This window comes from Acetobacterium sp. (assembly GCF_030652775.1).
GTDB lineage: Bacteria > Bacillota > Clostridia > Eubacteriales > Eubacteriaceae > Acetobacterium.
The window spans coordinates 1-22,985 of the sequence record NZ_JAUSPS010000071.1; the positions used below are offsets into that span (position 1 = coordinate 1).

Consider the following 22,985-nt stretch of genomic DNA (forward strand, 5'->3'; position numbering starts at 1 on the left):
CGATCAGGCGACAACGTCGGGGCATTATTACGTGGTGTTGACCGGACTCAAATCGAACGTGGTCAGGTACTGGCTAAGCCAGGTTCCATCAAACCACATACCCACTACTCATCAGAAGTATATGTCTTAACCAAAGAAGAAGGCGGACGTCATACGCCATTCTTCGACGGATATAGACCACAGTTCTACTTCAGAACAACTGACGTAACTGGTATCATCAAATTACCAGAAGGCGTAGAAATGGTAATGCCTGGCGATAACGTGCAAATGGAAATCACTCTGATCACGCCAATTGCGATCGAAGAAGGTTTGCGTTTCGCGATTCGTGAAGGCGGACGTACCGTTGGTTCTGGTGTCGTAGCCAAAATGTTAGCTGACTGAAGCTGAGTCCAATTTTTGATAAAAAATTGGTAGTGAGCTGGAGCGTTAGCGGGCGAATGGTAACGAAGCAAAGGCAGATTTTGAAAGAAATGTCCGTATGGATATTGAATTTCTGAAAAATCTGTAATCTTGCTTGAATAAATTTAAGACCGTCTCTCATTGAGAGGCGGTTTTTTCGCATTCTCATTTATAAAATAATAATTAATGGAAAAAAGGCTAACTTTTGTGGTATTATTTATTAAAATAACAATTAGACAAAAGAGTGAAAATAAGATGTTTCAAAAAGACTTCTTAGTGCGAGAAATTGAAAACTTTTCCAGATTTGCAATCGGAATGTTTCGAAAAGAAAAATTGAAGTATAAAATTCCAAGGCGAACAAGTGCAATCGATTGAAGATGATTATTTATTGAAATGCGGTTATTCCAGGGAAGAAATATTTGAGAGTTTAGATCGAACACAAGAAATTTACGAAAAAAAATATAGTGATTCGAATAATGAGAATTGGAGAGAAGTGGGAAATGATTAGACTCTTAGTAGATAGTATGTGTGATTTGCCAAAAGAATATATCAATCATCCCAATTTAGATATGGTTTCTTTAAATGTTATTATTGAAGGTGTGTCGTATCGGGATAAACGGGAAATTGATTTAGATCGCATGAATGAATTTATGAAACAGGGGATTGTCCCGACCACGTCGCAGGTAAACCCTGGGGATTTTATAGAATATTTTGAAGAAAGTGCAAAGAATAATGTAGAATGCCTCTACCTTGCGTTTACATCAAAACTATCTGGCAGTTATGAAACGGCAAGTCTTGTGTTAAAAGAAGTTATCGGAAGGTATCCTGATTTTAAGTGTAAGGTTGTCGACAGTCTTCAAAGTGGTGGGGGAGTTGCCCTAATAGCAGTGGAATTGTTGAAGTTGATCGACCAGGGTAAAGATCTGGATTATTTAGCTCAAGCGGCGATAAAAACGATTCCCCACAGCCATTTTTATTTTAGCATCGAGGATTTGAATTGGCTTTATATGGGTGGTCGGGTGTCTAAGGGAACTGCAGTTGTAGGAGGGTTTTTAAAAATCCATCCGATTGTTTCAGTTGAAGACGGGGAATTAAAAATAATTGGAAAAACTAGGGGAAAAAAGAAGGCTCAGAAGACGATCGTTGAAAAGGTGGCAAGAAATATAACTGGCTATCTTGGTCAGAATGTTGGGATTGCGTTTACGGGATCTTTGGAACCGGTTGAGGAATATGAAAGTGAATTGCGGCTCATGGGTGTAAATAACATTGAAGCGGTACCAATTGGCTGCGTGTTAGCAGCGCATTTAGGACTTCAGGGAACTGGTATATATTTTCTGGACATGCCTCCGGAAGAGATATTTAAAGAAATAATATGAAATCAATATAGAGAATTGCAAGATGCAATTGGAAAGAAGTGAAAATATGATCAGACTCCTAATTGATAGTATGTGTGATTTGCCAAAAGAGTATGTGAATCATCCTAATTTAGATATGGTTTCTTTAAATGTCATCGCTGAAGGTAAAGTCTACCGCGATAAACGAGAGATTGATCTGGATGGTATAAATAAACTTATCGAACAGGGTATTGTTCCAACAACCTCCCAGGTAAATCCTGGTGACTTTATGGATTATTTTGAAAAATGTGCTCAAAATGATATAACGTGTATTTATCTTGCGTTTACATCGAAACTATCAGGAAGTTATGAAACGGCTCGACTTATTCTGAAAGAAGTAACTGAAAAATATCCCGAGTTTAGATGCGAGGTTGTGGATAGTCTTCAAAGTGGGGGTGGTATAGCGCTGATTGCGGTGGAATTATTAAAACTCATTGACCAGGGGAGGGATTTGGATTATTTGGTTCAAGCTGCAGTTAAAATAATTCCCCACACCCATTTTTATTTTAGTATCGAGGATTTGAATTGGCTCTATATGGGTGGACGGGTGTCTAAGGGAGCCGCTGTTGTTGGGGGATTTTTAAAAATCCATCCGATTGTCTCGGTTGAAGAAGGCGAATTGAAAATTATTGGGAAGTCTCGAGGAAATAAAAAAGCTCAAAATACAATTATCGAGAAAGTTACGGCAAATATAACCGGCAACCTTGATCAGAACGTTGGAATCGCTTATAATGGTTCCATGAAAGCGGTTGAAGAATATGAACATGCCTTGCGTTTGATGGGAGTTGCGAAAATGGAGCCGGTGCCAATAGGGTGCGTATTGGCAGCGCATTTAGGACTTCAGGCAACAGGGATCTATTTTTTGGACATGCGTCCAGAAGACATATTGAAATTAATTTGAAAAATATTGTAAAAACTAAAAAAACGCTTGCCAAAGGCGTTTTTTTCTTGTATAATGTGAAAGGTTGACACTCTGCGATGAAGTGAGAGGTTGCTGTCGCCTTAGACAGGTTTTTCCCATGGAGTATGTCACGATCTTTGAATCGGACGACAACCACTTAATATCATGTGAGTTTTGCAAAATGATTCGTCATTTTGTGAAAAAAAATAATGATGAAACACCCGGATGGGTTGACGAGTGGTTGGAGTACCTAAATGACGAGTAAAAATTGATAAGGAGGTAAAATTTAGGTATGGCAAAACAAAAAATCAGAATCAGATTAAAAGCGTTTGATCACAAACTTTTGGATCAATCGGCTGAACGAATTGTTGAAACAGCAAAGAGAACAGGTGCGAGCGTATCTGGTCCGGTGCCACTGCCAACAGACAAAGAAATCATCACGATTCTTCGAGCAGTGCACAAGTATAAGGATTCCAGAGAGCAATTTGAAATGCGCACACACAAACGGTTAATTGACATTTTAAACCCAACACCAAAAACCGTAGACGCATTAATGCGATTGAACTTACCAGCAGGCGTTGATATAGAAATCAAACTATAGACCCCATTGGTATTATGATTGCACAGCAATCCAATGATATTTAGGAGGAAATAATGAAAAAAGCGATTATCGGACGAAAAATTGGAATGACCCAGATTTTCACAGACAACGGAACTGTCATTCCAGTTACCGTGGTTGAAGCAGGACCTTGTGTTGTGCTTCAAAAGAAAACCATCGAAACTGATGGATACGAAGCACTGCAATTGGCTTTTGGTGAAGTTAAAGAACGTCGAATGACTAAACCACTAAAAGGCCATTATGACAAAAACAGTGTTGAGTATAAAAAAGTAATCCGGGAATTCAAACTTGATGATTATGCAAGTTATGAAACCGGTCAATTAATTCAGGCTGATATGTTTGAAGCTGGTGAACGAGTTGATATTTCAGGAACATCAAAAGGTAAGGGATTCCAGGGGGTTATTAAACGACATAACCAATCCAGAGGACCGATGGCTCATGGTTCCAAATACCACCGTAGACCAGGTTCCATGGGAGCGTCTTCTTCGCCTTCAAGAGTATTCAAAGGCAAGAAACTTCCTGGCCAAATGGGGAACAAAAATGTAACTGCAGTTAATTTGGAAGTTGTTAAAGTCGATGCTGAAAACAATGTACTCTTAATCAAGGGTGCGGTACCAGGCATTAGAGGAGCACTTGTTACAATTAAAAGCAGTGTTAAAGCATAAAAAAATCAAGCCTGAAAGGAGGAAATCAAATGCCTAAAATTGACGTTTTAGATGTAAAAGGAAATGTTGTTGGTGATGTCGAATTAAGCGAAGGAATCTTCGGAATCGAACCCAACGAACACGTAGTACATGAAGTAGTGGTAGCACTACTTGCAAATAGACGACAGGGAACACGTTCCGCCTTGACTCGATCAGAAGTCCGTGGCGGTGGTCGTAAACCCTGGAGACAAAAAGGAACAGGCCGGGCTCGTGCCGGTACCATCCGATCTCCATTATGGAAGGGCGGCGGTGTGATCTTTGCACCAAAATCAAGAGACTATAGCAAAAAGGTTAACAAAAAAGTTAAAGCTTTAGCTATGAAATCTGTATTTTCAGCAAAGGCTCAGGATAACGAACTGCGGGTCTTAAATCAATTGGTGATGGATGCTCCAAAAACCAAAGAAATGATTGCTGTGCTGAACAATATCAATGCTCAAAAAGCCTTGATTGTACTGCCAGAAAATAATGAAGCAATTATCCGTTCCGCAAACAATATTCCAAAAGTTGCAACAACTACAGTCAACGAATTAAACGTATATGATATGTTAAAATATGACGTGTTGATCATGACTCAGGAAGCACTACAAAAAATTGAGGAGGTATACGCATAATGAAAAATCCTCGCGATATTATTATCAAGCCAATTATTACCGAACGTAGTATGGCCGATGCCGAAGAAAAAAAATTCACCTTTAAAGTGGATAAAAGAGCGAATAAAATTGAAATCAAGAATGCTGTAGAAGTAATCTTTGGTGTGCAAGTTGAAAAAGTGAGCACCATGAATATGAAGGGCAAACTGAAAAGAACCGGTCGTTTCGTTGGTCGAAGATCAGATTGGAAAAAAGCAATCGTGAAATTAACACCCGGAAGTAAGGGTATCCAATTCTTCGAAGGCGTATAAGCAGACAAACGAGACTACAACCCGAGAAGCATACAAAAAAAGGAGGTAGCGATTAATGGGTATTAGAAAGTATAAACCAACGTCCCCAGGACGTCGAAATATGAGTGTTAATACATTCGAGGAAATCACTAAAAAAGAACCGGAAAAGTCTTTATTAAAGCCACTTAAAAAACATGCTGGTCGTAATAACTATGGCCGTATCACCGTTAGACACCAAGGCGGGGGAGCAAAAAGAAAATACAGAATTATTGACTTTAAAAGAAATAAAGACAACATTCCCGGAAAAATTGCGGGAATCGAATATGATCCAAACCGAAGCTCAAATATAGCACTTGTTCACTATGCAGATGGTGAAAAACGATATATTATTGCACCACTCAAGTTAAAGGTTGGAGATGTTATTTTCTCTGGACCAGAATCAGATATTACCATTGGCAACTGTTTGCCACTACAAAACATTCCCGTTGGTACAACTGTTCACTGTGTTGAACTGAAAAACGGCAAAGGTGCTCAAATGGTTCGTTCCGCTGGAGCCAGCGCTCAGCTGATGGCTAAAGAAGGAAATTACGCAACCCTGCGATTGCCTTCAGGCGAAATGAGACTCGTTCGAATTGAATGTCGAGCAACCATTGGACAGGTCGGAAACTTAGATCATCAAAATGTCCGAATTGGTAAAGCCGGTCGTAAACGTCATATGGGTATTCGCCCAACAGTACGTGGTTCGGTAATGAATCCATGTGATCATCCGCACGGTGGTGGTGAAGGACGTGCTCCAATCGGACGTTCTGGCCCAGTTACACCATGGGGTAAACCGACACTTGGTTATAAAACACGTAAGAAAAACAAACCTTCCGATAAATATATCGTAAGAGCACGAAATAAAAAATAAGCATACAACCATAAGATAACGAACCGAGAGGAGGTTGAATAATGGGTAGATCATTAAAAAAAGGACCTTTTTGTGACGAAAAGTTACTTAAACGCATCGAAGCAATGAACGATAAAGGTGAAAAGAATGTGCTGAAGACCTGGTCGAGAAGCTCTACACTTTTCCCACAAATGGTAGGACACACCATCGCAGTTCATGATGGCAGAAAACATGTTCCAGTTTATGTTACCGAAGATATGGTAGGACACAAACTTGGAGAGTTTGCACCAACCAGAACCTTTAGAGGTCATGCTGGAGAAAAGAAATCTAAATTAAGATAGCCAGAAGGAGGTATACGAATGGAAGCAAGAGCGACAGCTAAATATGTACGTGTTTCATCCAGAAAGGCTAAGTTAGTGGCTGATTTAATTCGAGGCAAAAGTCTTGGAGAAGCATTAAGTATTCTAGCATTAACACCAAATAAAGCAGCGAAAATAATTGATAAAGTTGTAAAATCTGCTTTAGCAAATGCTGAAAATAATTTTAACATGAATCCTGAAACCTTATATATCGATCAGATTTATGCAAATCAGGGTCCAACACTAAAACGATTCAGAGCGGGTGCACAGGGACGTGCAACAATTATTCGAAAAAGATCGTCTCATATTACAGCCGTATTAAAAGAAAAAGAGTAAGGAGGGCATAGATGGGTCAAAAAGTCAATCCTCACGGATTAAGAGTTGGCGTTATTAAGGACTGGAATGCAAAATGGTTTGCTAACAACAAGGATTTTGCAGATTGTTTAATTGAAGATTATGATATTCGTAAATATATAAAAGTAAATCAATACCAGGCGGGCATTTCTAAAATTGTCATCGAACGTTTTGGTAACAAGGTTAAGATTCATATCTATACAGCAAAACCGGGCATGATTATTGGTCGTGGTGGTGCAGGTATCGATGCGTTACGTCTTGAACTTGAAAAAATGACCAAGAAAACCGTTTTTATCAACATCGTTGAAGTTAAAAACGTTGATATGGATGCTCAATTAGTGGCTGAAAACATTGCTGCTCAGCTGGAACGACGAATTTCCTTCCGACGAGCAATGAAACAAACCATGCAGAGAACCATGAGAGCTGGCGCTAAGGGAATCAAAACTGCTGTGGCAGGCCGTTTAAACGGAGCTGAAATGGCACGTAACGAACATTATGCCCAAGGCCAGGTTCCCCTTCAAACCCTCCGAGCTGATATTAGCTATGGCTTTGCCGAAGCTGATACCACCTATGGTAAATTAGGTGTAAAAGTTTGGGTCAATAAAGGCGAGATTTTAACTGGACGTGAAGATGTTTTAGCAGTTACTGCTGAAGATGACGCTAAAGCTAAAAAAAGCGCACCACGCCGAAAAGCTCCTACTAACAGGACAGAAAACTAAGAGAGGAGGCCAACGCATATGTTAATGCCTAAACGTGTAAAACGTAGAAAACAACATAGAGGTCGTATGAAAGGAAAAGCTCTTCGTGGTAACAAAATCACTTACGGAGATTTCGCTATTCAAGCATTGGAGCCAGCATGGATTACTGCTAATCAGATCGAAGCTGCCCGTATTGCTATGACCAGATATATTAAAAGAGGTGGCCAGGTTTGGATTAAAATATTCCCAGATAAACCTGTGACACAAAAACCAGCAGAAACTCGAATGGGTTCCGGTAAAGGTTCTCCAGAGTATTGGGTTGCAGTGGTAAAACCAGGTAGAGTAATGTTTGAGATTGCCGGAATTTCTGAGGAAGTAGCTCGGGAAGCCATGCGTCTTGCTCAACATAAATTACCGATCAAAACTAAATTTATCACTCGTAAAGATCAGGAAGCACAAGAAGTGGGTGATGAAGCATGAAACCAAGTGAATTAAGAGAATTAACAACAATTGAACTTGAAGCAAAACTGGGTGATTTGAAGGAAGAATTATTCAACCTCAGATTTCAACATGCGACAGGTCAGTTGGAAAACCCAATGCGGATTAAAGAAGTTAAGAAGACTTATGCACGGATCAAAACAATTATCCAGGAACGTGCCATGAAGTCTGATGAAGCATAATAAACCAATAGATAAGGAGGTTTAGCTTATGGAAGAAAGAGGTTACAGAAAAACTCGAATCGGTAAAGTGACCAGTGATAAAATGGAAAAAACCATTGTTGTCGCTGTCGAAAGTTTTGTAAAACATCCACTTTACTCAAAACGAGTGAAACACACTGTAAAGTTCAAAGCCCATGACGAACAAAACGAATGTAATATCGGTGATACCGTTAAAATAATGGAAACAAGACCACTCAGCAAAGACAAACGCTGGAGATTAATAGAAATCGTAGAAAAAGCACTATAAGTCAATGTGCGGAAGGAGGTATTTCGGATGATTCAACAAGAAACGAGACTGAAAGTAGCAGATAATACCGGTGCAAAGGAATTACTGTGCATCCGAGTTCTTGGTGGTTCCGGTCGTCGATATGCAAATATCGGAGACATTATCGTGTGTGCTGTTAAAAGTGCTGCACCCGGTGGCGATGTTAAAAAGGGCGACGTTGTTAAAGCCGTTGTCGTTAGAACAAAGAGTGGAATTAGAAGAGACGATGGCAGTTACATCAAATTCGACCAGAATGCAGCGGTTCTTATAAAAGATGATAAAAACCCAAAAGGTACCCGTATTTTTGGACCTGTCGCAAGAGAGTTAAGGGACAAGAAATACATGAAAATCGTATCTTTGGCTCCTGAAGTACTTTAAGGAGGAAATGAAAGATGCATATTAAAAAAGATGATATCGTAATGGTAATTTCCGGTAAGGACAAAGGAAAAAAAGGAAAAGTGATTCAGTCTTATCCTAAAGATCGAAAAGTCCTTGTGGAAAATGTAAACATGGTTACTAAACACCAAAAACCAACACAGCAAGTGCAACAAGGTGGAATAATCCGACAAGAAGGCGCACTAGAAGCGTCTAACGTATTACTCTACTGTGCTAAATGTGATCAGGGTGTAAGAACCGGACATAAAGTTTTAAGTGACGGAAAAAAAGTCAGATTTTGTAAAAAATGTAATGAAACATTTAATAATTAATTTCGGGAAGGAGGACCAATATGCCCAGATTAAAAGATAAATATCTTACTGAAGTAATTCCAGCAATGATGGAAAAGTTTCAATATAAAAATGTTATGGAAGTTCCTAAACTAGAAAAAGTAGTGCTCAACATGGGTTTAGGAGATTGCAAAGACAACTCTAAAGCTTTAGAAGCCGCAGTGATCGACCTTGGAATTATTGCCGGTCAACGACCAGTAATAACAAAGGCGAAAAAGTCTGTTGCTAACTTTAAAGTCCGAGAAGGCATGAACATTGGAGCGAAAGTAACTTTGAGAAATGTTCGTATGTACGAATTTACCGACAAGTTATTCAACGTTGCCCTTCCTCGAGTACGTGACTTCAGAGGTTTGTCCAACAAATCCTTTGACGGACGTGGTAATTATGCTTTTGGTATAAAAGAACAGCTCATTTTCCCTGAAATTGATTATGACAAGGTTGAACAAGTACGAGGCATGGATATCATGTTTGTCACAACGGCAAACACCGATGAAGAAGCTCACGAACTGTTAAGACTGCTTGGCATTCCATTCAGTAGAGCATAAGGAGGACGGTACAGTGGCAAAAAAAGCGATGAAAGAAAAACAACAACGCAAAGCAAAATATTCAACTCAGGCGTATACACGTTGCCGAATTTGTGGACGACCACATTCTGTTTTACAGAAATTTGGCATTTGTCGTATATGTTTCCGAGAATTAGCATATAAAGGCGAAATCCCTGGCGTAAGAAAAGCAAGCTGGTAAAAACAAACTGGCAAAGAAAAGGAGGTACCGAGTATGGTTATGACTGATCCTATTGCGGATATGTTAACACGCATCAGAAATGCAAATGATGCAGGTCATAAAACAGTTGAGATGCCTGCTTCAAAAGAAAAGAAAGCAATTGCTCAAATTCTTTTAGAAGAAGGTTATATTACTAAAGTTGATTACATTGCCGATGAAAAGCAAGGCGTAATTAAAATTACACTCAAATACGGAGAAAACAAAAGTCGTGTCGTGGCAGGCATCAAAAGAATCTCCAAACCAGGTTTACGAGTATATGCCGGTAAAGACGATGTGCCAAAGGTATTAAACGGCCTTGGTATTGCCATCGTTTCTACATCAAAAGGCGTAATGACAGATAAAAAAGCAAGAAAAGCCGGCGTTGGCGGCGAAGTGATATGTTACGTTTGGTAACAAATTAAGACAGGAGGTAAAAAGATGTCAAGAGTAGGAAAAGCACCCGTTGCGATCCTCCCAGGAGTCGACATTAAAAAAGACGGTCAGACTTTGACAGTCAAAGGTCCATTAGGACAACTAGTTAGAACTTTTCATCCTGATGTCATCATCGATGTCCAAGATAGCGAAGTCGTTGTCACCCGACCATCTGAAAGTAAGCTGCATAAATCGCTTCACGGTTTAACCCGAGCTTTAATTCAAAACATGGTTACTGGTGTCAGCACCGGCTTTACAAAAACCCTGGAAATCAGTGGAGTAGGATATAGAGCAGAAAAAAAAGGAACCAAGTTAGTGATGAATTTAGGGTACTCACATCCCGTTGAGATGGAAGATCCTGAAGGCGTGGAAGCGGTTCCAGAAACCAATACTAAAGTCCTAATTAAAGGCATTAGCAAAGAAGCCGTGGGTGCCCATGCAGCCAATATTCGCGCGAAACGCCCACCAGAACCTTACAAGGGTCATGGGGTACGATATTCTGACGAAGTAATTCGACGTAAAGAAGGTAAAACAGGTAAATAACCTGCTAGCCCGTCAAAGATGATGAAGGGAGTAAAACTCGATGATTAAAAAACCCATTAAAAATAAAATCCGTATCGCTCGTCACTATCGGGTCCGAAACAAAGTTTCCGGAACTGAAATGAGACCACGCTTAAACGTATTTAGAAGTAATAAAAATATTTATGCTCAAATTATAGATGATACTAAAGGTATCACATTGGTTTCTGCTTCTTCCAATGACTCTGATCTTAAAGGTCAGCTGTCAAAAGGTGGAGATAAAGCAGCAGCTAAAGCCGTAGGTCAGGCAATTGCCAAACGTGCTCTTGAAAAAGGCATCGAAGCAGTTGTATTTGATCGAGGCGGTTACGTATATCATGGTAGAGTAAAAGAATTGGCTGACGGCGCTCGTGAAGCCGGCCTGAAATTCTAAGTAAAGGAGGTCATTTGATGCAAAACAAAAAAATCGATCCAAGTACATTAGATTTGAAGGAAAAAGTCGTTGCCATCAACCGCGTAACTAAGGTTGTTAAAGGTGGTCGTAACTTCAGATTCAGCTGTCTTGTGATTGTTGGAGACGAAAACGGTCATGTTGGCGTCGGTAAAGGAAAAGCGATGGAAATTCCAGATGCGATTCGTAAAGGTATCGATGCAGCAAAAAAATCATTAATCAAAGTGCCAATGGTTGGAACAACCATTCCTCACTTAGTCAATGGTGAAGCTGGTGCAGGTCATGTATTACTAAAACCTGCCGGAAAAGGTACTGGAGTTATTGCTGGCGGACCTGTCCGTGCGGTATTGGAATTAGCTGGTATCAGAGATATTCGTACTAAATCTTTAGGATCAAACAATGCCCGTAACATGGTTAATGCTACAATGGCAGGCCTTGCAGAACTGACTACTCTTGAAGAAGTAGCAGCAAAACGCGGTAAAAAACCTGAAGAAATTTTAGATTAGGAGGAATCATTATGGCTAAGCAATTAGAAATTACACTAAAGAAAAGTTTAATTGGTCGTAACCCGAAACAACGGGCAACCATTCAAGCTTTAGGCCTGAAGAAAATTGGCCAGACCGTAACTCATAATGATACCCCTCAGATTCGTGGCATGATTCATATAACAGACTTCATGCTCGAAGTAAAAGAAGTATAGGAGGTGTCAATATGAAGTTACATACTTTAAGTCCAGCCCCAGGTTCAAAAAAGGCACCCAAGAGAAAAGGACGCGGTACTGGTTCTGGTCTTGGAAAAACTGCTGGTCGTGGACAGGATGGACAAAAATCACGTTCCGGTGGTGGTGTTCGACCAGGTTTTGAAGGTGGACAAATGCCATTAGCACGTCGTTTACCAAAACGTGGTTTTTCAAACGCCCGATTCAAAAAAACATTTGCAATAGTCAACGTGGGAGAGCTGAATGCATTTGATGCAAACACCGTGATTACCCCGGAACTATTGCTGGAATACGGATTTATCCGCAAATTAAATGATGGCCTGAAGATTCTTGGAAACGGAGAAGTTGAAAAGGCATTCACCATCAAAGCACATAAAATCAGCAAATCAGCTGAGGAGAAAATTCTCGCTGGAGGAGGAAAGGTAGAGGTGATCTAATATGGTCTCTACCTTGAAGGATGCTTGGAAAATTCCAGATCTACGACGAAAGATAATAATTACGTTAGCACTGCTGTTTGTATATCGTTTGGGATCCTTCATACCGGTTCCATTTATTGATACCGCACAGTTAAGTCAACTCGTCAGTAATAGTGGGATTTTTGGTCTGTTTGACATTATATCCGGTGGTAACTTTGGTAATTTCACTATTTTTGCCATGAGTATTACACCGTATATTAATGCATCAATTATCATGAACCTTTTAGCATTTGCAATTCCGGCTCTGGAAGCGCTTCAAAAAGAAGGGGAAGAAGGACGGAAGAAACTGGCTCAGTATACCCGTTACCTGACCATTATTTTGGCGCTGATCCAGGCTCTGGGAATGAGCTTGTCCTTCGGTGATTTACTAACTGATAAAACACCATTTACCGTATTTACTGTTGTTTTATGTATTACCGCAGGGACTGCGTTTTTAATGTATCTGGGTGAACAAATCACCGAAAATGGTATCGGCAACGGTATCTCGCTGATTATCTTCATCAGTATCATTTCCCGGATCCCCTCTGCAATTGGCCAAATGTACCAATATCTGACGATTGGAACACTTAATATTATCACCTTGATCGTATTTCTTGTCTTCGTTGTAGTGGTTATATTTGGTGTGGTGGCAGTTCAGGAAGGGCAGCGACGGATACCGGTTCAATATGCAAAGCGAGTTGTTGGTCGAAAAATGTATGGTGGACAAACCACTCACATTCCGATGCGAGTGAATATGGCAGGCGTTATCCCGGTAATCTTTGCTAGTTCATTAACCTTATTTCCGGCAACAATTGCAAGTTTTTTTCCGACATCAGCTTTTGCAAATTTTATTTCAACTTATTTAGCCTGGGGATCCTGGCTTACTAATATTATTTACGTCATATTAATTATTGCGTTTACCTATTTCTATACAGCTGTAACATTTAATCCGTTTGATATCGCAGAAAATATTAAGAAACAAGGCGGTTATATTCCTGGCATCAGACCAGGGAAACCAACTGTAGAGTACTTGTCGAGAATTATGAACCGATTAACATTATTTGGTGGCGTCTTCTTAGCGATCATTGCTGTTATTCCTATTTTTGTAGGTAATTTTATGGGTGTCAATCTTCAATTCGGCGGAACAAGTTTGCTGATTGTCGTTGGGGTTGCACTTGAAACGGTTAAGCAGATAGAAGCAGAAATGATGATGAGACACCATCAGGGATTTTTAAAATCTTAAAATGAACTGGAGTTAAGTGAAAAATGAGAATTGTATTATTAGGACCTCCGGGAGCTGGCAAAGGGACACAGGCTAAGCGCATTTGCGAAACCTATAATATCCCACATATTTCAACTGGTGACCTCTTTAGAGATAACATGAGTAAGGATACACCATTAGGCAAAAAAGCAAAAGAATATATGTCACAAGGCCTTTTGGTGCCCGATGATTTAGTAATTGATATGGTTGAAGACCGTTTGACCCATGATGATGTGCTGGCAGCCGATTATGGTTATTTGCTAGACGGATTTCCCCGAACAGTGGATCAGGCTGTAGCCCTTTGTCGAATCAACGCCAAGCGCGATTGCGAGTTGGATTTTGCAATTAACCTTGATGTCCCATTCGATATTTTGATAGAACGTGTCTCTGGCCGGCGGATTTGTCCGACTTGTCATGCAACCTATCATATCAAGTACAGTAAACCGAAGGTTGAGGGTGTCTGTGATTTAGACGGAACACCATTATACCAGCGGGAAGACGACAAAGTTGAGACAGTAAAGAAACGAATTCAAGTTTATCAGGATCAGACCGAACCATTAATTGAATTTTATGAAGACAAACAAAAGATCATCAATATTAATGGGCTGCAACATATGAACGACGTTTTTGATAACATTGAAGAAATCCTAAGTGGAGTTAATTAAAGATGATAACCATAAAATCCCAAAAGGAAATTGATCTGATGCGCCATGCTGGTAAGATTGTGGCAGGCGCCCATGCTTTGGCTGGACAAATGATCAAGCCTGGGGTAACAACACAAGAACTTGATCATGCAGTCGAACATTACATTCGTGATGCAGGAGCAATTCCAACATTCAAAGGCTATGGTGGATTCCCAAACTCAATCTGTGCTTCAATAAATGAAGTGGTTGTTCATGGGATTCCCGAGAAGAGGCGATTGCAGGATGGTGACATCATCAGTATTGACATCGGAGCGACATACAACGGTTACGTCGGCGATGCTGCGGTTACCCATGGTGTCGGCAACATTTCAGAAGAAGCAGAAAAACTGATCAGAGTCACCCGGGAGTCCTTTTATAAAGGAATCGCCTATGCAAAAGATGGCTTTCGATTGTCAGATATTTCAAATGCCATCCAGAAGTATGTTGAGGAGAACGGATTTTCTGTTGTCCGAGACTATGTTGGACATGGTGTTGGAAAGCAAATGCACGAAGATCCACCGATTCCTAACTATGGACCCAAGGGACGTGGTCCCCGGTTGCGGCAGGGAATGACCCTGGCCATTGAACCAATGGTCAATGCGGGAACCTTTGACGTTGTTACATTGAAGGATGGATGGACGGTGGTGACTACCGATGGTAAGCTCTCTTCACATTATGAGCACACCATTCTGATTACCGGAACCGGCGATCCGGAACTTTTAACTGTGATTTGAGTTGGTGGTTGGATGAATGAATTTAAAGTTGGACAAGTGGTTTGTTCTACAGCTGGCCGGGATAAAGGTCAGTTTATGGTGGTTATTGAAGTGGTGGACGACCATTTCACCACGATATCGAATGGAAAGCTTCGAAAAGTGAGTAATCCAAAGCGAAAAAAGGTCAAACACTTGGCGAAGACGAATCACATAGCCACAGATATTCGTGATAAAATATTAAATGGACAAAAGATAACTAACGCTGAGATAAGAAAAATACTCGAATCCTATCACATGCCTGATGGTATTGGGGATGAGAATCGTGAGGAGGTTTGATCAATGGCCAAAAAAGATGTTATCGAAGTAGAAGGCTCAGTTATTGAGTCATTACCAAACACTATTTTCTTAGTTGAATTGGAAAATGGACATCAGATAACTGCACATATTTCGGGAAAACTTCGCATGAATTACATAAGAATTTTACCGGGAGATAAGGTAGTTGTTGAGTTATCCCCATATGATTTGACCCGCGGGCGTATCGTATGGCGTGGAAAAGGGAAATCATAAAGGAGGCATACAAATGAAAGTTAGACCATCAGTAAAACCGATTTGTGAAAAATGCAAAATTATTAAGAGAAATGGTCGTGTTATGGTAATTTGTGAAAATCCAAAACACAAACAAAAACAAGGTTAAACCGTCGAGTCCAGAAAAAAAGAGCATGACCGCGGCAATTTTAGTCATGTTCATGATATAAACTACACCCTGGGAATAAAATCAGTTACATCACTAACTGATTGACTCACCAGCATTTAGAAAACAATTTAGGAGGTACACACCCTATGGCAAGAATTGCCGGAGTCGATTTGCCCCGAGATAAGCGGGTCGAAATTGGATTAACTTATATTTATGGTATTGGACATTCATCATCATTAGAAATCTTAAAAGCTTTAAATATCAATCCTGATACCAGAGTTAAAGATCTTACTGAAACTGAAGTGAATGATCTGAGAAATACGATTGATAAATACACCGTTGAAGGTGACCTTCGTAGAGAAGTCAACTTAAACATTAAACGACTGATAGAAATTGGATCTTATAGAGGATTACGTCATCGTCGAGGACTTCCTGTTAGAGGGCAAAAGACTAAAACTAATGCCAGAACACGAAAAGGTCCTAAACGTCTCGTCAGTAAAAAGAAATAAGGAGGGCTAAAGAATGGCAGTTAAAAAAGCACGAAGAAAAGTAAAAAAAGTCAAAAAGAATATCGAACGTGGCCAGGCCCATATTCAATCTTCTTTCAATAATACCATTGTTACCATTACAGATATGTCAGGAAATGCTCTTTCATGGGCAAGTTCTGGTGGATTAGGATTTAAAGGATCGCGAAAAAGTACTCCTTTTGCTTCTCAAATGGCAGCAGAAGAAGCAGCAAAAGCGGCCATGGAGCATGGACTTAAAAGCGTAGAAGTTTTAGTCAAAGGCCCTGGTTCCGGACGTGAGGCAGCAATTCGAGCCTTACAGGCGGCTGGATTAGAAATTACCCTGATCCGCGATGTTACGCCTATTCCACATAACGGTTGTCGACCACCTAAGCGACGACGAGTATAATAGGAGGGCGAAAATTATGTCAAGAAATATAGAAGCATCATGCCGACAATGTAGACGTGAAGGTGCAAAACTGTACCTAAAGGGAGAACGTTGTTATTCAACAAATAAATGTGCGTTCGAAAGACGTCCAACCCCACCAGGCCAACACGGTAAAAGAAGAACAAAATTATCCGAATACGGCCTGCAATTACGAGAAAAACAAAAAGCAAAACGTATTTACGGTGTGCTTGAAAAACAATTCCGTGGTTACTTTGAAATTGCTGAAAAGCAAAAAGGAATTACCGGTCACAACCTGTTAATTCACTTAGAATCACGTTTGGATAATGTTGTTTATCGACTTGGTTTGGCAACTTCCCGTAAAGAAGCCCGTCAGCTGGTCGATCACGAACATTTCCTGATCAACGGCAAAAAACTGAATATCCCTTCTTACATTATGAAAGATGGCGATGTGATTGAAGTCCGACCAAAAAGCAAAAAATCTCAGAAATTCAAAGACATTTTAGAAGTGACTGAAAATAGAACCGTTGCACCTTGGTTGTCTAAAGATGTTGAAACACTATCAGGAAAAGTCATTGGCAGACCGGCAGTAGAAGACTTAGATGTCGAAATTGCTGAACATCTTATTGTTGAATTGTATTCTAAATAGGCTACATGTTCGGGAACCAATTAACCCTCATGTTAATGTATGGATTATAAATAAGTAGGAGGGTCTGATAAATGATCGAATTCGAGAAACCAGTCATCGAAATTGTTGATAAAAAAGACGACGATACCTACGGGCGGTTTGTCATTGAACCTTTAGAACGGGGATATGGAACCACCCTTGGTAACAGTCTGAGAAGAATAATGCTGTCATCCCTACCGGGTGTGGCAGTTACATCGGTAAAAATTGAAGGCGTCTTGCACGAATTCTCAACCATTCCGGGAGTAAAAGAGGATGTTATTGAAATCCTTCTGAATCTCAAAGGTCTGGCGGCAGAAATCTACACGGATGAGCCTAAAGTTATTTACATTGAAGCATCAGAAGAAGGTGAAATCACTGCTGGTGATATCATCGCAGACTCTGACGTCGACATCCTTAATCCGGAAATGCACATTGCTACCTTGTCTAAGGGTTCAACCTTAAACATGGAAATGCGTATTGAAAAGGGTCGAGGCTATGTGGCGGCAGATAAAAATAAATATCCGGGCATGCCGATTGGAACCATTCCGATGGATTCAATTTTCTCGCCGATTATTAAAGTTAATTTTCTAGTGGAAAATACCCGGGTCGGTCAAATTACTGACTTTGATAAATTAACGATTGATATTTGGACAGATGGAACGACTACCCCGGAAGAAGCCCTTTCTTTAGCGGCCAAGGTTTTAAGTGAACATCTCAACCTGTTCATTAATTTAACTGAGCATGCCACTACTGTAGAAATTATGGTAGAAAAAGAAGAAAGTGAAAAAGAACGCATTCGCGAAATGTCAATTGAAGAATTGGAACTTTCCGTAAGATCCAGTAACTGCTTACGACGAGCGAATATTGATACAGTTGAAAAATTAACACAACGAAGCGAAGAGGACATGATTAAAGTTCGTAACCTCGGTCGCAAATCTCTTAATGAAATCAAGCACAAACTAGCAGAAATTGGATTGTCCTTGAGTCAAGAAGAAGAAAAGGCAAAGGAGTAACACTATGGCGGGATATCGAAAACTAGGCCGTCCCTCTGATCAAAGAAGAGCATTATTGCGGAATCTTACGACTGCCCTTTTAGAACACGGTAAAATTGAAACAACCGTAACCAGAGCGAAGGAAGTTAAAAGAATAGCAGATAAAATGGTCACTTTAGGTAAAAGAGGCGACTTACATGCCAGAAGACAGGCAATTTCTTATATCACTCAAGAAGCAGTGGTAAAACAATTGTTTGACGAAATAGCACCTAAATATACTGAACGAAACGGTGGATACACACGAATTTATCGTGTTGGGCCACGTCGTGGCGACGGCGCAGAAATGGCTATAATTGAATTAGTATAATTTATGATGCATACAGGGGATTAAGATGTTATTTACGCTTAATCCCTTTCTTGTATTATAAAGTTAATTAATTAACACCAAAGAAGGTGATAACAAGTGATAATGGAAAGTAAAAATAGAATGATCGATGTGCGGGATGTTTATTTCACATATCCTCATAATAACGAAAATGAGTCAGTCGTAGCGCTGGACGGCGTCAGTTTACATATTGAAAAAGGTGAATTTGTCGGAATCATCGGACATAATGGTTCGGGGAAATCCACCCTTTCCAAATTACTGAATGCGATTATATTTCCTACTCAGGGCGATGTGATTGTTAGTGGTCTTAACACTAAGGATCATGAAAACCTGTGGACGATCCGTCAGACTGCCGGGATGGTTTTCCAAAATCCCGATAATCAGCTGGTCGCTACCATTGTCGAAGAAGATGTCGCCTTTGGTCCGGAAAACCTCGGCGTTCCGCCGCAAGAAATCAGAGAGCGGGTCGATCGTGCCTTGGCGGTTGTCGAGATGCAGGCCTATGCGCATCAAAAACCCCATCAATTGTCCGGGGGACAAAAGCAACGGATTGCCATCGCCGGGATTCTGGCAATGGAACCAGAGTGTATAATATTTGATGAACCGACAGCGATGCTGGACCCATCCGGACGACGGGAAGTTATGGAAACCATCAAACGGCTTAACCGGGATAAAGACATGACCGTTATTCATATCACCCATTTTATGGAAGAAATTGTGGCTGCGGATCGGATTATTGTTTTGGACAAAGGCAAGGTTGTCATGGAAGGGGAACCCCGAACGATCTTCAGACAGGTAAAACGGCTAAAAGAAATCGGTCTGGATGTACCCCAAATGACAGAGCTGGCTTATGAGCTGCGTATCGAAGGACTTAAAATAGCTGATGATGTTTTAAGCATCGAGGAAATGGTGAATGCCTTATGTCAGTAGAAATAAAAAATCTTTCTCATACCTATTCAGAAGGTTCACCCTTTGAATTTAAAGCCCTCAAGGATATCAACATCACCATCGAAGATGGCAGCTTTATTGGCATTATCGGCCACACTGGTTCTGGTAAATCGACGCTGATTCAGCATCTTAACGGATTATTGACCCCCACTTCAGGCACCGTTCTGGTCGATGGAAAAAATATCTTCGAATCAAAAAAAGCCGAACTGATTCAGCTTAGACACCATATTGGTCTGGTATTTCAATATCCGGAACACCAGTTGTTTGAAGAAACCGTCCAAAAGGACGTTGCCTTTGGTCCCAAAAATCAGGGACTCAGTGATGACGAAATCGATCAACGGGTCAGACAATCGATAAAAATGGTTGGTCTGGATTTTGATGAGATCAAAGATAAGTCACCCTTTGAATTATCGGGCGGACAGATGCGACGAGTAGCCATTGCCGGCGTTTTAGCCATGGAGCCGTCAGTACTGATCCTTGATGAACCGACAGCTGGCCTGGATCCCCGGGGGCGGGAAGAAATATTGGCGCAGATCAAATCATTGCACAGCCAGAAACAAATAACCGTTATTCTGGTGTCCCATAGTATGGAAGACATCGGTAAAATGGTCGATAAAATTCTGGTGATGAATGAAGGCGAAGTTATTTTTTTTGATACCCCCAATCACGTTTTTACCGAAATTACTACCCTGGAGAGCATTGGTCTGGCGGTACCGGAAGTAACCTATCTGATGCGGCGGCTTAAAGAAAAATATCCAGAAATTAGAGAAGACATTTTTACGGTGGAAGCAGCCAAAAAAGAAATTCTCAAAGTCATAAGAGGATCATAAAATGTTAAAAGATGTTACGATTGGCCAGTATTATCCAACCGGATCGGTGATTCACAAACTGGACCCGCGAACGAAGATACTGTTTACCACAGCATTTGTTGTGATGTTGTTTTTTTTGAATAATCTATGGGGTTATCTCGCCACATTTGTGATTTTGGTAACGATCACCCTGCTTTCTAAAATCCCCGTGGGATACATTATCCGCGGCATTAAAGGTTTAGTCCTGATTATCATGCTGACGGTGGTGCTAAATCTGTTTATGACCCCAGGAACCACAGTGGCGACGGTGGGGCCACTGACAGTAACGCTGGAAGGTTTGAAAGTGGCAACCTATATGGCACTGCGGCTGATCTTTCTGGTGATCGGTACTTCCATCATGACGTTGACCACCTCACCGATTGATTTAACCGATGGGATGGAGTGGTGTATGCGCTTTGTTCCCTTTGTCCGGCGATATGCTCACGAATTGGCGATGATGATGTCGATTGCGCTGCGTTTTATCCCGACATTGATGGAAGAAACCGAGCGAATTATGAAGGCCCAAAAAGCCCGAGGGGCAAATTTTGAAACCGGGAACATCATTTCGCGAGCCAAAAATCTAATTCCGATTCTGATTCCGCTGTTTATTTCGGCCTTTCGCAGGGCTGACGAATTGGCCACTGCGATGGAAGCTCGCTGCTATCGCGGCGGCGAAAACAGAACCCGGATGAAACAATTAACCTTTGAATTTAGGGATGGCACCAGCCTAGTGCTAATGGTTATGATGATTGTCGGTCTTTACCTGACCACCATGATTCAAATTCCCTTAATATTCCCGGTCTAAAGGGACCAACTTAGAATGAAAAATATACAGATCATTATCAGTTACCGGGGTAGCAATTATTGTGGTTGGCAGGTTCAGCCCAATGGTGTGACCATTCAGGAAGTCATCATCAGGGCGATCAAGGATCTCAGCGGTGAAGTAGTTAATCTTACCGGTTCTGGCCGCACCGATGCGGGAGTGCATGCGTTGGGGCAAAGTGCCAATTTTTTTACCGCTTCAACGATCCCGCCGGAGGTATGGTACCGGGCTCTGAATACCCGGCTGCCAGCAGACATTCGGGTGATTCAAAGCAGAGAGTGCCACCCGGACTTTCACAGCCGCTATCATGCCAAAGGTAAAAGCTATCTCTATAAATTTTTAGTCAGCCCTGTGACCAGCCCATTCCTGGCAGATTTGGCGTTTCATGTAACCCGGACGCTGGACTGGGCGGCCATGGAAGAAGCGGCCGCCAGTTTTTTGGGAGAGCATGACTTTACGGCGTTTATGGCCAGTGGCAGTTCGATAAAAACGACGGTTCGCACCATTGCCGACATTTCATTTTGCAACAATGACGAGCTCTGGGAAATGACCTTCAGCGGAAATGGATTTTTGTATAACATGGTCAGGATTATGGCTGGCACCCTCTACGAAGTCGGTTATGGCCGCTTAAAACCCCAGGATATCAAAGCAATCATTGCCGGAAAAGATCGCAGCAAGGCCGGAATTACCGCTCCGGCTCATGGTCTTTACTTAAAAGAAGTTTATTATTAACAATAACATTAAGTATTATAAAAAATATTACAATTCACGGTATAAATAACTTGACACACCCGGGGAGATGCTATAAAATTAACAATGGACGTTAATGTATCACTAGCCCCGATACAATAAAAAAACGATTTCTGATAACTCCCACTTATCGGAAAGCCAATAGATAAAAAATAAAAGAAATTATTAACTGAGGAGGATTTTTGAGATGAATGCGAATGCCACAATAATGGCCAAATCTCATGAAATAGACCGTAAATGGTATGTGATTGATGCGGAAGGTAAGGTATTAGGACGACTGGCGACAGAAGTTGCAAATATTTTACGAGGAAAAAACAAACCAATCTTTTCACCACATATGGATTGTGGAGATTTTGTTATTATCATTAATGCCGATAAGATTGTGTTAACCGGAAACAAACTGGATCAAAAATTATATAAAACATATTCTGGATATTGCGGTGGATTAAAAGAAATGACCTACCGAAAATTCTTAGCTGAAAAACCAGAACTTTTGGTTTTCAAAGCAGTGAAGGGTATGATCCCACATAATAAATTAGGGGATAAAATTGCGACTAAACTTAAAGTTTATGCTGGCAACGAACATCCACACGCTGCACAATTGCCTGAAGTTTACGAATTTTAATGCTGAGAAGGAGGAAATAAGAGAATGGCTAAAGTACAATATTTAGGAACTGGACGAAGAAAAACCTCGGTTGCCCGAGTTCGATTATTACCAGGGAGTGGAAAGTTCACCATTAACGGACGTGATATTGATGAATTTTTCGGAATGGAAACCTTAAAGGTTATCGCAAGACAACCCTTAACATTAACTGATACACTAAATACATTTGACGTGATTGTCAATGTCCACGGTGGCGGTTTCACCGGGCAGGCTGGAGCAATCCGACATGGGATTTCCCGTGCCCTGCTGGAAGCAGACATCAACCTGAGACCAGCACTGAAACGTGCCGGATACTTAACTCGAGATTCACGTATGGTTGAAAGAAAAAAATACGGTCTCAAAAAAGCCCGTCGTGCACCGCAGTTTTCAAAACGTTAATATCAGACTTTTTACAAGGTCCTG

40 protein-coding genes and 1 pseudogene are annotated in these 22,985 nt (G+C 40.9%); all 41 read left to right on the plus strand.

Translation table 11 applies throughout. The features are described from left to right. Positions 1-381 (plus strand): annotated as a pseudogene (gene tuf, locus Q7J41_RS12635) (elongation factor Tu); the annotation flags it as partial. Between the two features lie 482 nt (positions 382-863). Then, positions 864-1,775 carry a DegV family protein gene (locus tag Q7J41_RS12640; protein ID WP_304888646.1) on the plus strand — a complete coding sequence of 304 codons (912 nt, stop codon included), beginning with the start codon at positions 864-866 and terminating at the stop codon, positions 1,773-1,775. Between the two features lie 22 nt (positions 1,776-1,797). Further along, a complete protein-coding gene (locus tag Q7J41_RS12645; protein ID WP_304888647.1) occupies positions 1,798-2,694 on the plus strand; it encodes a DegV family protein in 897 nt (298 codons plus the stop codon). Between the two features lie 292 nt (positions 2,695-2,986). Then, positions 2,987-3,295 (plus strand): 30S ribosomal protein S10, encoded by a 309-nt coding sequence (rpsJ, locus tag Q7J41_RS12650; RefSeq protein WP_014357213.1) that lies wholly within the window; start codon positions 2,987-2,989, stop codon positions 3,293-3,295. 53 nt (positions 3,296-3,348) lie between these two features. Further along, positions 3,349-3,978 carry a 50S ribosomal protein L3 gene (rplC, locus tag Q7J41_RS12655; protein ID WP_304888650.1) on the plus strand — a complete coding sequence of 210 codons (630 nt, stop codon included), beginning with the start codon at positions 3,349-3,351 and terminating at the stop codon, positions 3,976-3,978. Positions 3,979-4,007: 29 nt separating this feature from the next. Beyond that, positions 4,008-4,628 (plus strand): 50S ribosomal protein L4, encoded by a 621-nt coding sequence (gene rplD, locus Q7J41_RS12660; RefSeq protein ID WP_026393636.1) that lies wholly within the window; start codon positions 4,008-4,010, stop codon positions 4,626-4,628. Further along, positions 4,628-4,918, plus strand: a complete 291-nt coding sequence (rplW, locus tag Q7J41_RS12665) for a 50S ribosomal protein L23 (protein WP_026393635.1) — start codon at positions 4,628-4,630, stop codon at positions 4,916-4,918. Before rplD ends, rplW begins: the two co-directional genes overlap by 1 nt. Positions 4,919-4,973: 55 nt before the next feature. Next, the gene (gene rplB, locus Q7J41_RS12670) at positions 4,974-5,807 is read left to right on the plus strand and encodes a 50S ribosomal protein L2 (RefSeq protein WP_304888654.1); all 834 of its coding nucleotides are present in this window, start codon (positions 4,974-4,976) and stop codon (positions 5,805-5,807) included. Between the two features lie 41 nt (positions 5,808-5,848). Then, positions 5,849-6,127, plus strand: a complete 279-nt coding sequence (gene rpsS / locus Q7J41_RS12675) for a 30S ribosomal protein S19 (RefSeq protein ID WP_111887952.1) — start codon at positions 5,849-5,851, stop codon at positions 6,125-6,127. Positions 6,128-6,145: 18 nt separating this feature from the next. Continuing rightward, positions 6,146-6,481 carry a 50S ribosomal protein L22 gene (gene rplV, locus Q7J41_RS12680; RefSeq protein WP_304888658.1) on the plus strand — a complete coding sequence of 112 codons (336 nt, stop codon included), beginning with the start codon at positions 6,146-6,148 and terminating at the stop codon, positions 6,479-6,481. Positions 6,482-6,492: 11 nt separating this feature from the next. After that, complete coding sequence (gene rpsC, locus Q7J41_RS12685) at positions 6,493-7,218, plus strand: 30S ribosomal protein S3 (protein WP_304888660.1); 726 nt, start codon at positions 6,493-6,495, stop codon at positions 7,216-7,218. 18 nt (positions 7,219-7,236) lie between these two features. Then, positions 7,237-7,677 carry a 50S ribosomal protein L16 gene (gene rplP, locus Q7J41_RS12690; protein ID WP_026393630.1) on the plus strand — a complete coding sequence of 147 codons (441 nt, stop codon included), beginning with the start codon at positions 7,237-7,239 and terminating at the stop codon, positions 7,675-7,677. Then, positions 7,674-7,877 carry a 50S ribosomal protein L29 gene (rpmC, locus tag Q7J41_RS12695; RefSeq protein WP_026393629.1) on the plus strand — a complete coding sequence of 68 codons (204 nt, stop codon included), beginning with the start codon at positions 7,674-7,676 and terminating at the stop codon, positions 7,875-7,877. The genes rplP and rpmC overlap by 4 nt, the downstream gene beginning before the upstream one ends. A gap of 28 nt (positions 7,878-7,905) precedes the next feature. Then, positions 7,906-8,163 (plus strand): 30S ribosomal protein S17, encoded by a 258-nt coding sequence (gene rpsQ, locus Q7J41_RS12700; RefSeq protein WP_304888664.1) that lies wholly within the window; start codon positions 7,906-7,908, stop codon positions 8,161-8,163. A 27-nt stretch (positions 8,164-8,190) separates the two neighbouring features. After that, a complete protein-coding gene (gene rplN, locus Q7J41_RS12705) occupies positions 8,191-8,559 on the plus strand; it encodes a 50S ribosomal protein L14 (RefSeq protein ID WP_026393627.1) in 369 nt (122 codons plus the stop codon). Between the two features lie 14 nt (positions 8,560-8,573). Next, positions 8,574-8,888, plus strand: a complete 315-nt coding sequence (rplX, locus tag Q7J41_RS12710; protein WP_304888667.1) for a 50S ribosomal protein L24 — start codon at positions 8,574-8,576, stop codon at positions 8,886-8,888. 20 nt (positions 8,889-8,908) lie between these two features. Further along, positions 8,909-9,451: a 50S ribosomal protein L5 gene (gene rplE / locus Q7J41_RS12715; RefSeq protein ID WP_304888669.1), complete on the plus strand. Its 543-nt coding sequence runs from the start codon at positions 8,909-8,911 to the stop codon at positions 9,449-9,451. A gap of 13 nt (positions 9,452-9,464) precedes the next feature. Continuing rightward, positions 9,465-9,650 carry a type Z 30S ribosomal protein S14 gene (locus Q7J41_RS12720; protein WP_084504860.1) on the plus strand — a complete coding sequence of 62 codons (186 nt, stop codon included), beginning with the start codon at positions 9,465-9,467 and terminating at the stop codon, positions 9,648-9,650. 33 nt (positions 9,651-9,683) lie between these two features. After that, positions 9,684-10,082, plus strand: a complete 399-nt coding sequence (rpsH, locus tag Q7J41_RS12725) for a 30S ribosomal protein S8 (protein ID WP_026393624.1) — start codon at positions 9,684-9,686, stop codon at positions 10,080-10,082. Positions 10,083-10,106: 24 nt separating this feature from the next. Next, entirely contained in the window at positions 10,107-10,643 is a 537-nt protein-coding gene (gene rplF, locus Q7J41_RS12730; protein WP_304888671.1) for a 50S ribosomal protein L6, read from the plus strand. Positions 10,644-10,683: 40 nt separating this feature from the next. After that, complete coding sequence (rplR, locus tag Q7J41_RS12735) at positions 10,684-11,052, plus strand: 50S ribosomal protein L18 (RefSeq protein WP_111887945.1); 369 nt, start codon at positions 10,684-10,686, stop codon at positions 11,050-11,052. Between the two features lie 17 nt (positions 11,053-11,069). Next, the gene (gene rpsE, locus Q7J41_RS12740; RefSeq protein ID WP_186894490.1) at positions 11,070-11,576 is read left to right on the plus strand and encodes a 30S ribosomal protein S5; all 507 of its coding nucleotides are present in this window, start codon (positions 11,070-11,072) and stop codon (positions 11,574-11,576) included. A gap of 11 nt (positions 11,577-11,587) precedes the next feature. Then, positions 11,588-11,770 carry a 50S ribosomal protein L30 gene (gene rpmD / locus Q7J41_RS12745; protein ID WP_026393620.1) on the plus strand — a complete coding sequence of 61 codons (183 nt, stop codon included), beginning with the start codon at positions 11,588-11,590 and terminating at the stop codon, positions 11,768-11,770. Positions 11,771-11,781: 11 nt separating this feature from the next. After that, entirely contained in the window at positions 11,782-12,225 is a 444-nt protein-coding gene (gene rplO / locus Q7J41_RS12750; RefSeq protein ID WP_286945105.1) for a 50S ribosomal protein L15, read from the plus strand. 1 nt (position 12,226) lies between these two features. Further along, positions 12,227-13,486: a preprotein translocase subunit SecY gene (gene secY, locus Q7J41_RS12755; RefSeq protein WP_304888677.1), complete on the plus strand. Its 1,260-nt coding sequence runs from the start codon at positions 12,227-12,229 to the stop codon at positions 13,484-13,486. A 23-nt stretch (positions 13,487-13,509) separates the two neighbouring features. After that, complete coding sequence (locus tag Q7J41_RS12760) at positions 13,510-14,169, plus strand: adenylate kinase (RefSeq protein ID WP_304888679.1); 660 nt, start codon at positions 13,510-13,512, stop codon at positions 14,167-14,169. A gap of 2 nt (positions 14,170-14,171) precedes the next feature. After that, on the plus strand, positions 14,172-14,921 hold the full coding sequence (gene map, locus Q7J41_RS12765; protein WP_304888681.1) for a type I methionyl aminopeptidase: 750 nt from the start codon (positions 14,172-14,174) through the stop codon (positions 14,919-14,921). Positions 14,922-14,933: 12 nt separating this feature from the next. Continuing rightward, positions 14,934-15,236 carry a KOW domain-containing RNA-binding protein gene (locus Q7J41_RS12770; RefSeq protein WP_304888684.1) on the plus strand — a complete coding sequence of 101 codons (303 nt, stop codon included), beginning with the start codon at positions 14,934-14,936 and terminating at the stop codon, positions 15,234-15,236. 3 nt (positions 15,237-15,239) lie between these two features. After that, entirely contained in the window at positions 15,240-15,467 is a 228-nt protein-coding gene (gene infA / locus Q7J41_RS12775) for a translation initiation factor IF-1 (protein WP_070369950.1), read from the plus strand. Positions 15,468-15,480: 13 nt separating this feature from the next. Beyond that, positions 15,481-15,594 (plus strand): 50S ribosomal protein L36, encoded by a 114-nt coding sequence (gene rpmJ / locus Q7J41_RS12780; protein ID WP_013382261.1) that lies wholly within the window; start codon positions 15,481-15,483, stop codon positions 15,592-15,594. Positions 15,595-15,740: 146 nt separating this feature from the next. Continuing rightward, complete coding sequence (gene rpsM, locus Q7J41_RS12785) at positions 15,741-16,103, plus strand: 30S ribosomal protein S13 (RefSeq protein WP_304888698.1); 363 nt, start codon at positions 15,741-15,743, stop codon at positions 16,101-16,103. A 13-nt stretch (positions 16,104-16,116) separates the two neighbouring features. Continuing rightward, the gene (gene rpsK / locus Q7J41_RS12790) at positions 16,117-16,509 is read left to right on the plus strand and encodes a 30S ribosomal protein S11 (protein ID WP_026393612.1); all 393 of its coding nucleotides are present in this window, start codon (positions 16,117-16,119) and stop codon (positions 16,507-16,509) included. 16 nt (positions 16,510-16,525) lie between these two features. Next, positions 16,526-17,155, plus strand: a complete 630-nt coding sequence (rpsD, locus tag Q7J41_RS12795) for a 30S ribosomal protein S4 (protein WP_304888700.1) — start codon at positions 16,526-16,528, stop codon at positions 17,153-17,155. 71 nt (positions 17,156-17,226) lie between these two features. After that, complete coding sequence (locus Q7J41_RS12800; protein ID WP_070369954.1) at positions 17,227-18,186, plus strand: DNA-directed RNA polymerase subunit alpha; 960 nt, start codon at positions 17,227-17,229, stop codon at positions 18,184-18,186. Positions 18,187-18,190: 4 nt separating this feature from the next. Continuing rightward, positions 18,191-18,532 (plus strand): 50S ribosomal protein L17, encoded by a 342-nt coding sequence (gene rplQ, locus Q7J41_RS12805; RefSeq protein WP_026393609.1) that lies wholly within the window; start codon positions 18,191-18,193, stop codon positions 18,530-18,532. 102 nt (positions 18,533-18,634) lie between these two features. Continuing rightward, a complete protein-coding gene (locus Q7J41_RS12810) occupies positions 18,635-19,480 on the plus strand; it encodes an energy-coupling factor transporter ATPase (RefSeq protein ID WP_304888705.1) in 846 nt (281 codons plus the stop codon). Further along, positions 19,471-20,328 (plus strand): energy-coupling factor transporter ATPase, encoded by an 858-nt coding sequence (locus tag Q7J41_RS12815; RefSeq protein WP_304888706.1) that lies wholly within the window; start codon positions 19,471-19,473, stop codon positions 20,326-20,328. Before Q7J41_RS12810 ends, Q7J41_RS12815 begins: the two co-directional genes overlap by 10 nt. Before the next feature lies 1 nt (position 20,329). Further along, positions 20,330-21,151 carry an energy-coupling factor transporter transmembrane protein EcfT gene (locus Q7J41_RS12820; RefSeq protein WP_304888708.1) on the plus strand — a complete coding sequence of 274 codons (822 nt, stop codon included), beginning with the start codon at positions 20,330-20,332 and terminating at the stop codon, positions 21,149-21,151. Between the two features lie 15 nt (positions 21,152-21,166). After that, positions 21,167-21,901, plus strand: coding sequence for a tRNA pseudouridine(38-40) synthase TruA (truA, locus tag Q7J41_RS12825; RefSeq protein ID WP_304888709.1), 735 nt, complete (start codon positions 21,167-21,169; stop codon positions 21,899-21,901). A gap of 205 nt (positions 21,902-22,106) precedes the next feature. Next, complete coding sequence (gene rplM, locus Q7J41_RS12830) at positions 22,107-22,544, plus strand: 50S ribosomal protein L13 (RefSeq protein WP_035355020.1); 438 nt, start codon at positions 22,107-22,109, stop codon at positions 22,542-22,544. 24 nt (positions 22,545-22,568) lie between these two features. After that, positions 22,569-22,961 carry a 30S ribosomal protein S9 gene (rpsI, locus tag Q7J41_RS12835; protein ID WP_304888713.1) on the plus strand — a complete coding sequence of 131 codons (393 nt, stop codon included), beginning with the start codon at positions 22,569-22,571 and terminating at the stop codon, positions 22,959-22,961. The last annotated feature ends 24 nt before the right edge of the window (positions 22,962-22,985 follow it).

Bases quoted from the DNA above. Each gene is read 5' to 3' on its own strand.
- Q7J41_RS12645 (WP_304888647.1), top strand. From the start codon at position 1,798: ATGCAATTGGAAAGAAGTGAAAATATGATCAGACTCCTAATTGATAGT.
- rpsJ (WP_014357213.1), top strand. From the start codon at position 2,987: ATGGCAAAACAAAAAATCAGAATCAGATTAAAAGCGTTTGATCACAAA.
- rplC (WP_304888650.1), top strand. From the start codon at position 3,349: ATGAAAAAAGCGATTATCGGACGAAAAATTGGAATGACCCAGATTTTC.
- rplD (WP_026393636.1), top strand. From the start codon at position 4,008: ATGCCTAAAATTGACGTTTTAGATGTAAAAGGAAATGTTGTTGGTGAT.
- rplW (WP_026393635.1), top strand. From the start codon at position 4,628: ATGAAAAATCCTCGCGATATTATTATCAAGCCAATTATTACCGAACGT.
- rplB (WP_304888654.1), top strand. From the start codon at position 4,974: ATGGGTATTAGAAAGTATAAACCAACGTCCCCAGGACGTCGAAATATG.
- rpsS (WP_111887952.1), top strand. From the start codon at position 5,849: ATGGGTAGATCATTAAAAAAAGGACCTTTTTGTGACGAAAAGTTACTT.
- rplV (WP_304888658.1), top strand. From the start codon at position 6,146: ATGGAAGCAAGAGCGACAGCTAAATATGTACGTGTTTCATCCAGAAAG.
- rpsC (WP_304888660.1), top strand. From the start codon at position 6,493: ATGGGTCAAAAAGTCAATCCTCACGGATTAAGAGTTGGCGTTATTAAG.
- rplP (WP_026393630.1), top strand. From the start codon at position 7,237: ATGTTAATGCCTAAACGTGTAAAACGTAGAAAACAACATAGAGGTCGT.
- rpmC (WP_026393629.1), top strand. From the start codon at position 7,674: ATGAAACCAAGTGAATTAAGAGAATTAACAACAATTGAACTTGAAGCA.
- rpsQ (WP_304888664.1), top strand. From the start codon at position 7,906: ATGGAAGAAAGAGGTTACAGAAAAACTCGAATCGGTAAAGTGACCAGT.
- rplN (WP_026393627.1), top strand. From the start codon at position 8,191: ATGATTCAACAAGAAACGAGACTGAAAGTAGCAGATAATACCGGTGCA.
- rplX (WP_304888667.1), top strand. From the start codon at position 8,574: ATGCATATTAAAAAAGATGATATCGTAATGGTAATTTCCGGTAAGGAC.
- rplE (WP_304888669.1), top strand. From the start codon at position 8,909: ATGCCCAGATTAAAAGATAAATATCTTACTGAAGTAATTCCAGCAATG.
- rpsH (WP_026393624.1), top strand. From the start codon at position 9,684: ATGGTTATGACTGATCCTATTGCGGATATGTTAACACGCATCAGAAAT.
- rplF (WP_304888671.1), top strand. From the start codon at position 10,107: ATGTCAAGAGTAGGAAAAGCACCCGTTGCGATCCTCCCAGGAGTCGAC.
- rplR (WP_111887945.1), top strand. From the start codon at position 10,684: ATGATTAAAAAACCCATTAAAAATAAAATCCGTATCGCTCGTCACTAT.
- rpsE (WP_186894490.1), top strand. From the start codon at position 11,070: ATGCAAAACAAAAAAATCGATCCAAGTACATTAGATTTGAAGGAAAAA.
- rpmD (WP_026393620.1), top strand. From the start codon at position 11,588: ATGGCTAAGCAATTAGAAATTACACTAAAGAAAAGTTTAATTGGTCGT.
- rplO (WP_286945105.1), top strand. From the start codon at position 11,782: ATGAAGTTACATACTTTAAGTCCAGCCCCAGGTTCAAAAAAGGCACCC.
- secY (WP_304888677.1), top strand. From the start codon at position 12,227: ATGGTCTCTACCTTGAAGGATGCTTGGAAAATTCCAGATCTACGACGA.
- Q7J41_RS12760 (WP_304888679.1), top strand. From the start codon at position 13,510: ATGAGAATTGTATTATTAGGACCTCCGGGAGCTGGCAAAGGGACACAG.
- map (WP_304888681.1), top strand. From the start codon at position 14,172: ATGATAACCATAAAATCCCAAAAGGAAATTGATCTGATGCGCCATGCT.
- Q7J41_RS12770 (WP_304888684.1), top strand. From the start codon at position 14,934: ATGAATGAATTTAAAGTTGGACAAGTGGTTTGTTCTACAGCTGGCCGG.
- infA (WP_070369950.1), top strand. From the start codon at position 15,240: ATGGCCAAAAAAGATGTTATCGAAGTAGAAGGCTCAGTTATTGAGTCA.
- rpmJ (WP_013382261.1), top strand. From the start codon at position 15,481: ATGAAAGTTAGACCATCAGTAAAACCGATTTGTGAAAAATGCAAAATT.
- rpsM (WP_304888698.1), top strand. From the start codon at position 15,741: ATGGCAAGAATTGCCGGAGTCGATTTGCCCCGAGATAAGCGGGTCGAA.
- rpsK (WP_026393612.1), top strand. From the start codon at position 16,117: ATGGCAGTTAAAAAAGCACGAAGAAAAGTAAAAAAAGTCAAAAAGAAT.
- rpsD (WP_304888700.1), top strand. From the start codon at position 16,526: ATGTCAAGAAATATAGAAGCATCATGCCGACAATGTAGACGTGAAGGT.
- Q7J41_RS12800 (WP_070369954.1), top strand. From the start codon at position 17,227: ATGATCGAATTCGAGAAACCAGTCATCGAAATTGTTGATAAAAAAGAC.
- rplQ (WP_026393609.1), top strand. From the start codon at position 18,191: ATGGCGGGATATCGAAAACTAGGCCGTCCCTCTGATCAAAGAAGAGCA.
- Q7J41_RS12810 (WP_304888705.1), top strand. From the start codon at position 18,635: ATGGAAAGTAAAAATAGAATGATCGATGTGCGGGATGTTTATTTCACA.
- Q7J41_RS12815 (WP_304888706.1), top strand. From the start codon at position 19,471: ATGTCAGTAGAAATAAAAAATCTTTCTCATACCTATTCAGAAGGTTCA.
- Q7J41_RS12820 (WP_304888708.1), top strand. From the start codon at position 20,330: ATGTTAAAAGATGTTACGATTGGCCAGTATTATCCAACCGGATCGGTG.
- truA (WP_304888709.1), top strand. From the start codon at position 21,167: ATGAAAAATATACAGATCATTATCAGTTACCGGGGTAGCAATTATTGT.
- rplM (WP_035355020.1), top strand. From the start codon at position 22,107: ATGAATGCGAATGCCACAATAATGGCCAAATCTCATGAAATAGACCGT.
- rpsI (WP_304888713.1), top strand. From the start codon at position 22,569: ATGGCTAAAGTACAATATTTAGGAACTGGACGAAGAAAAACCTCGGTT.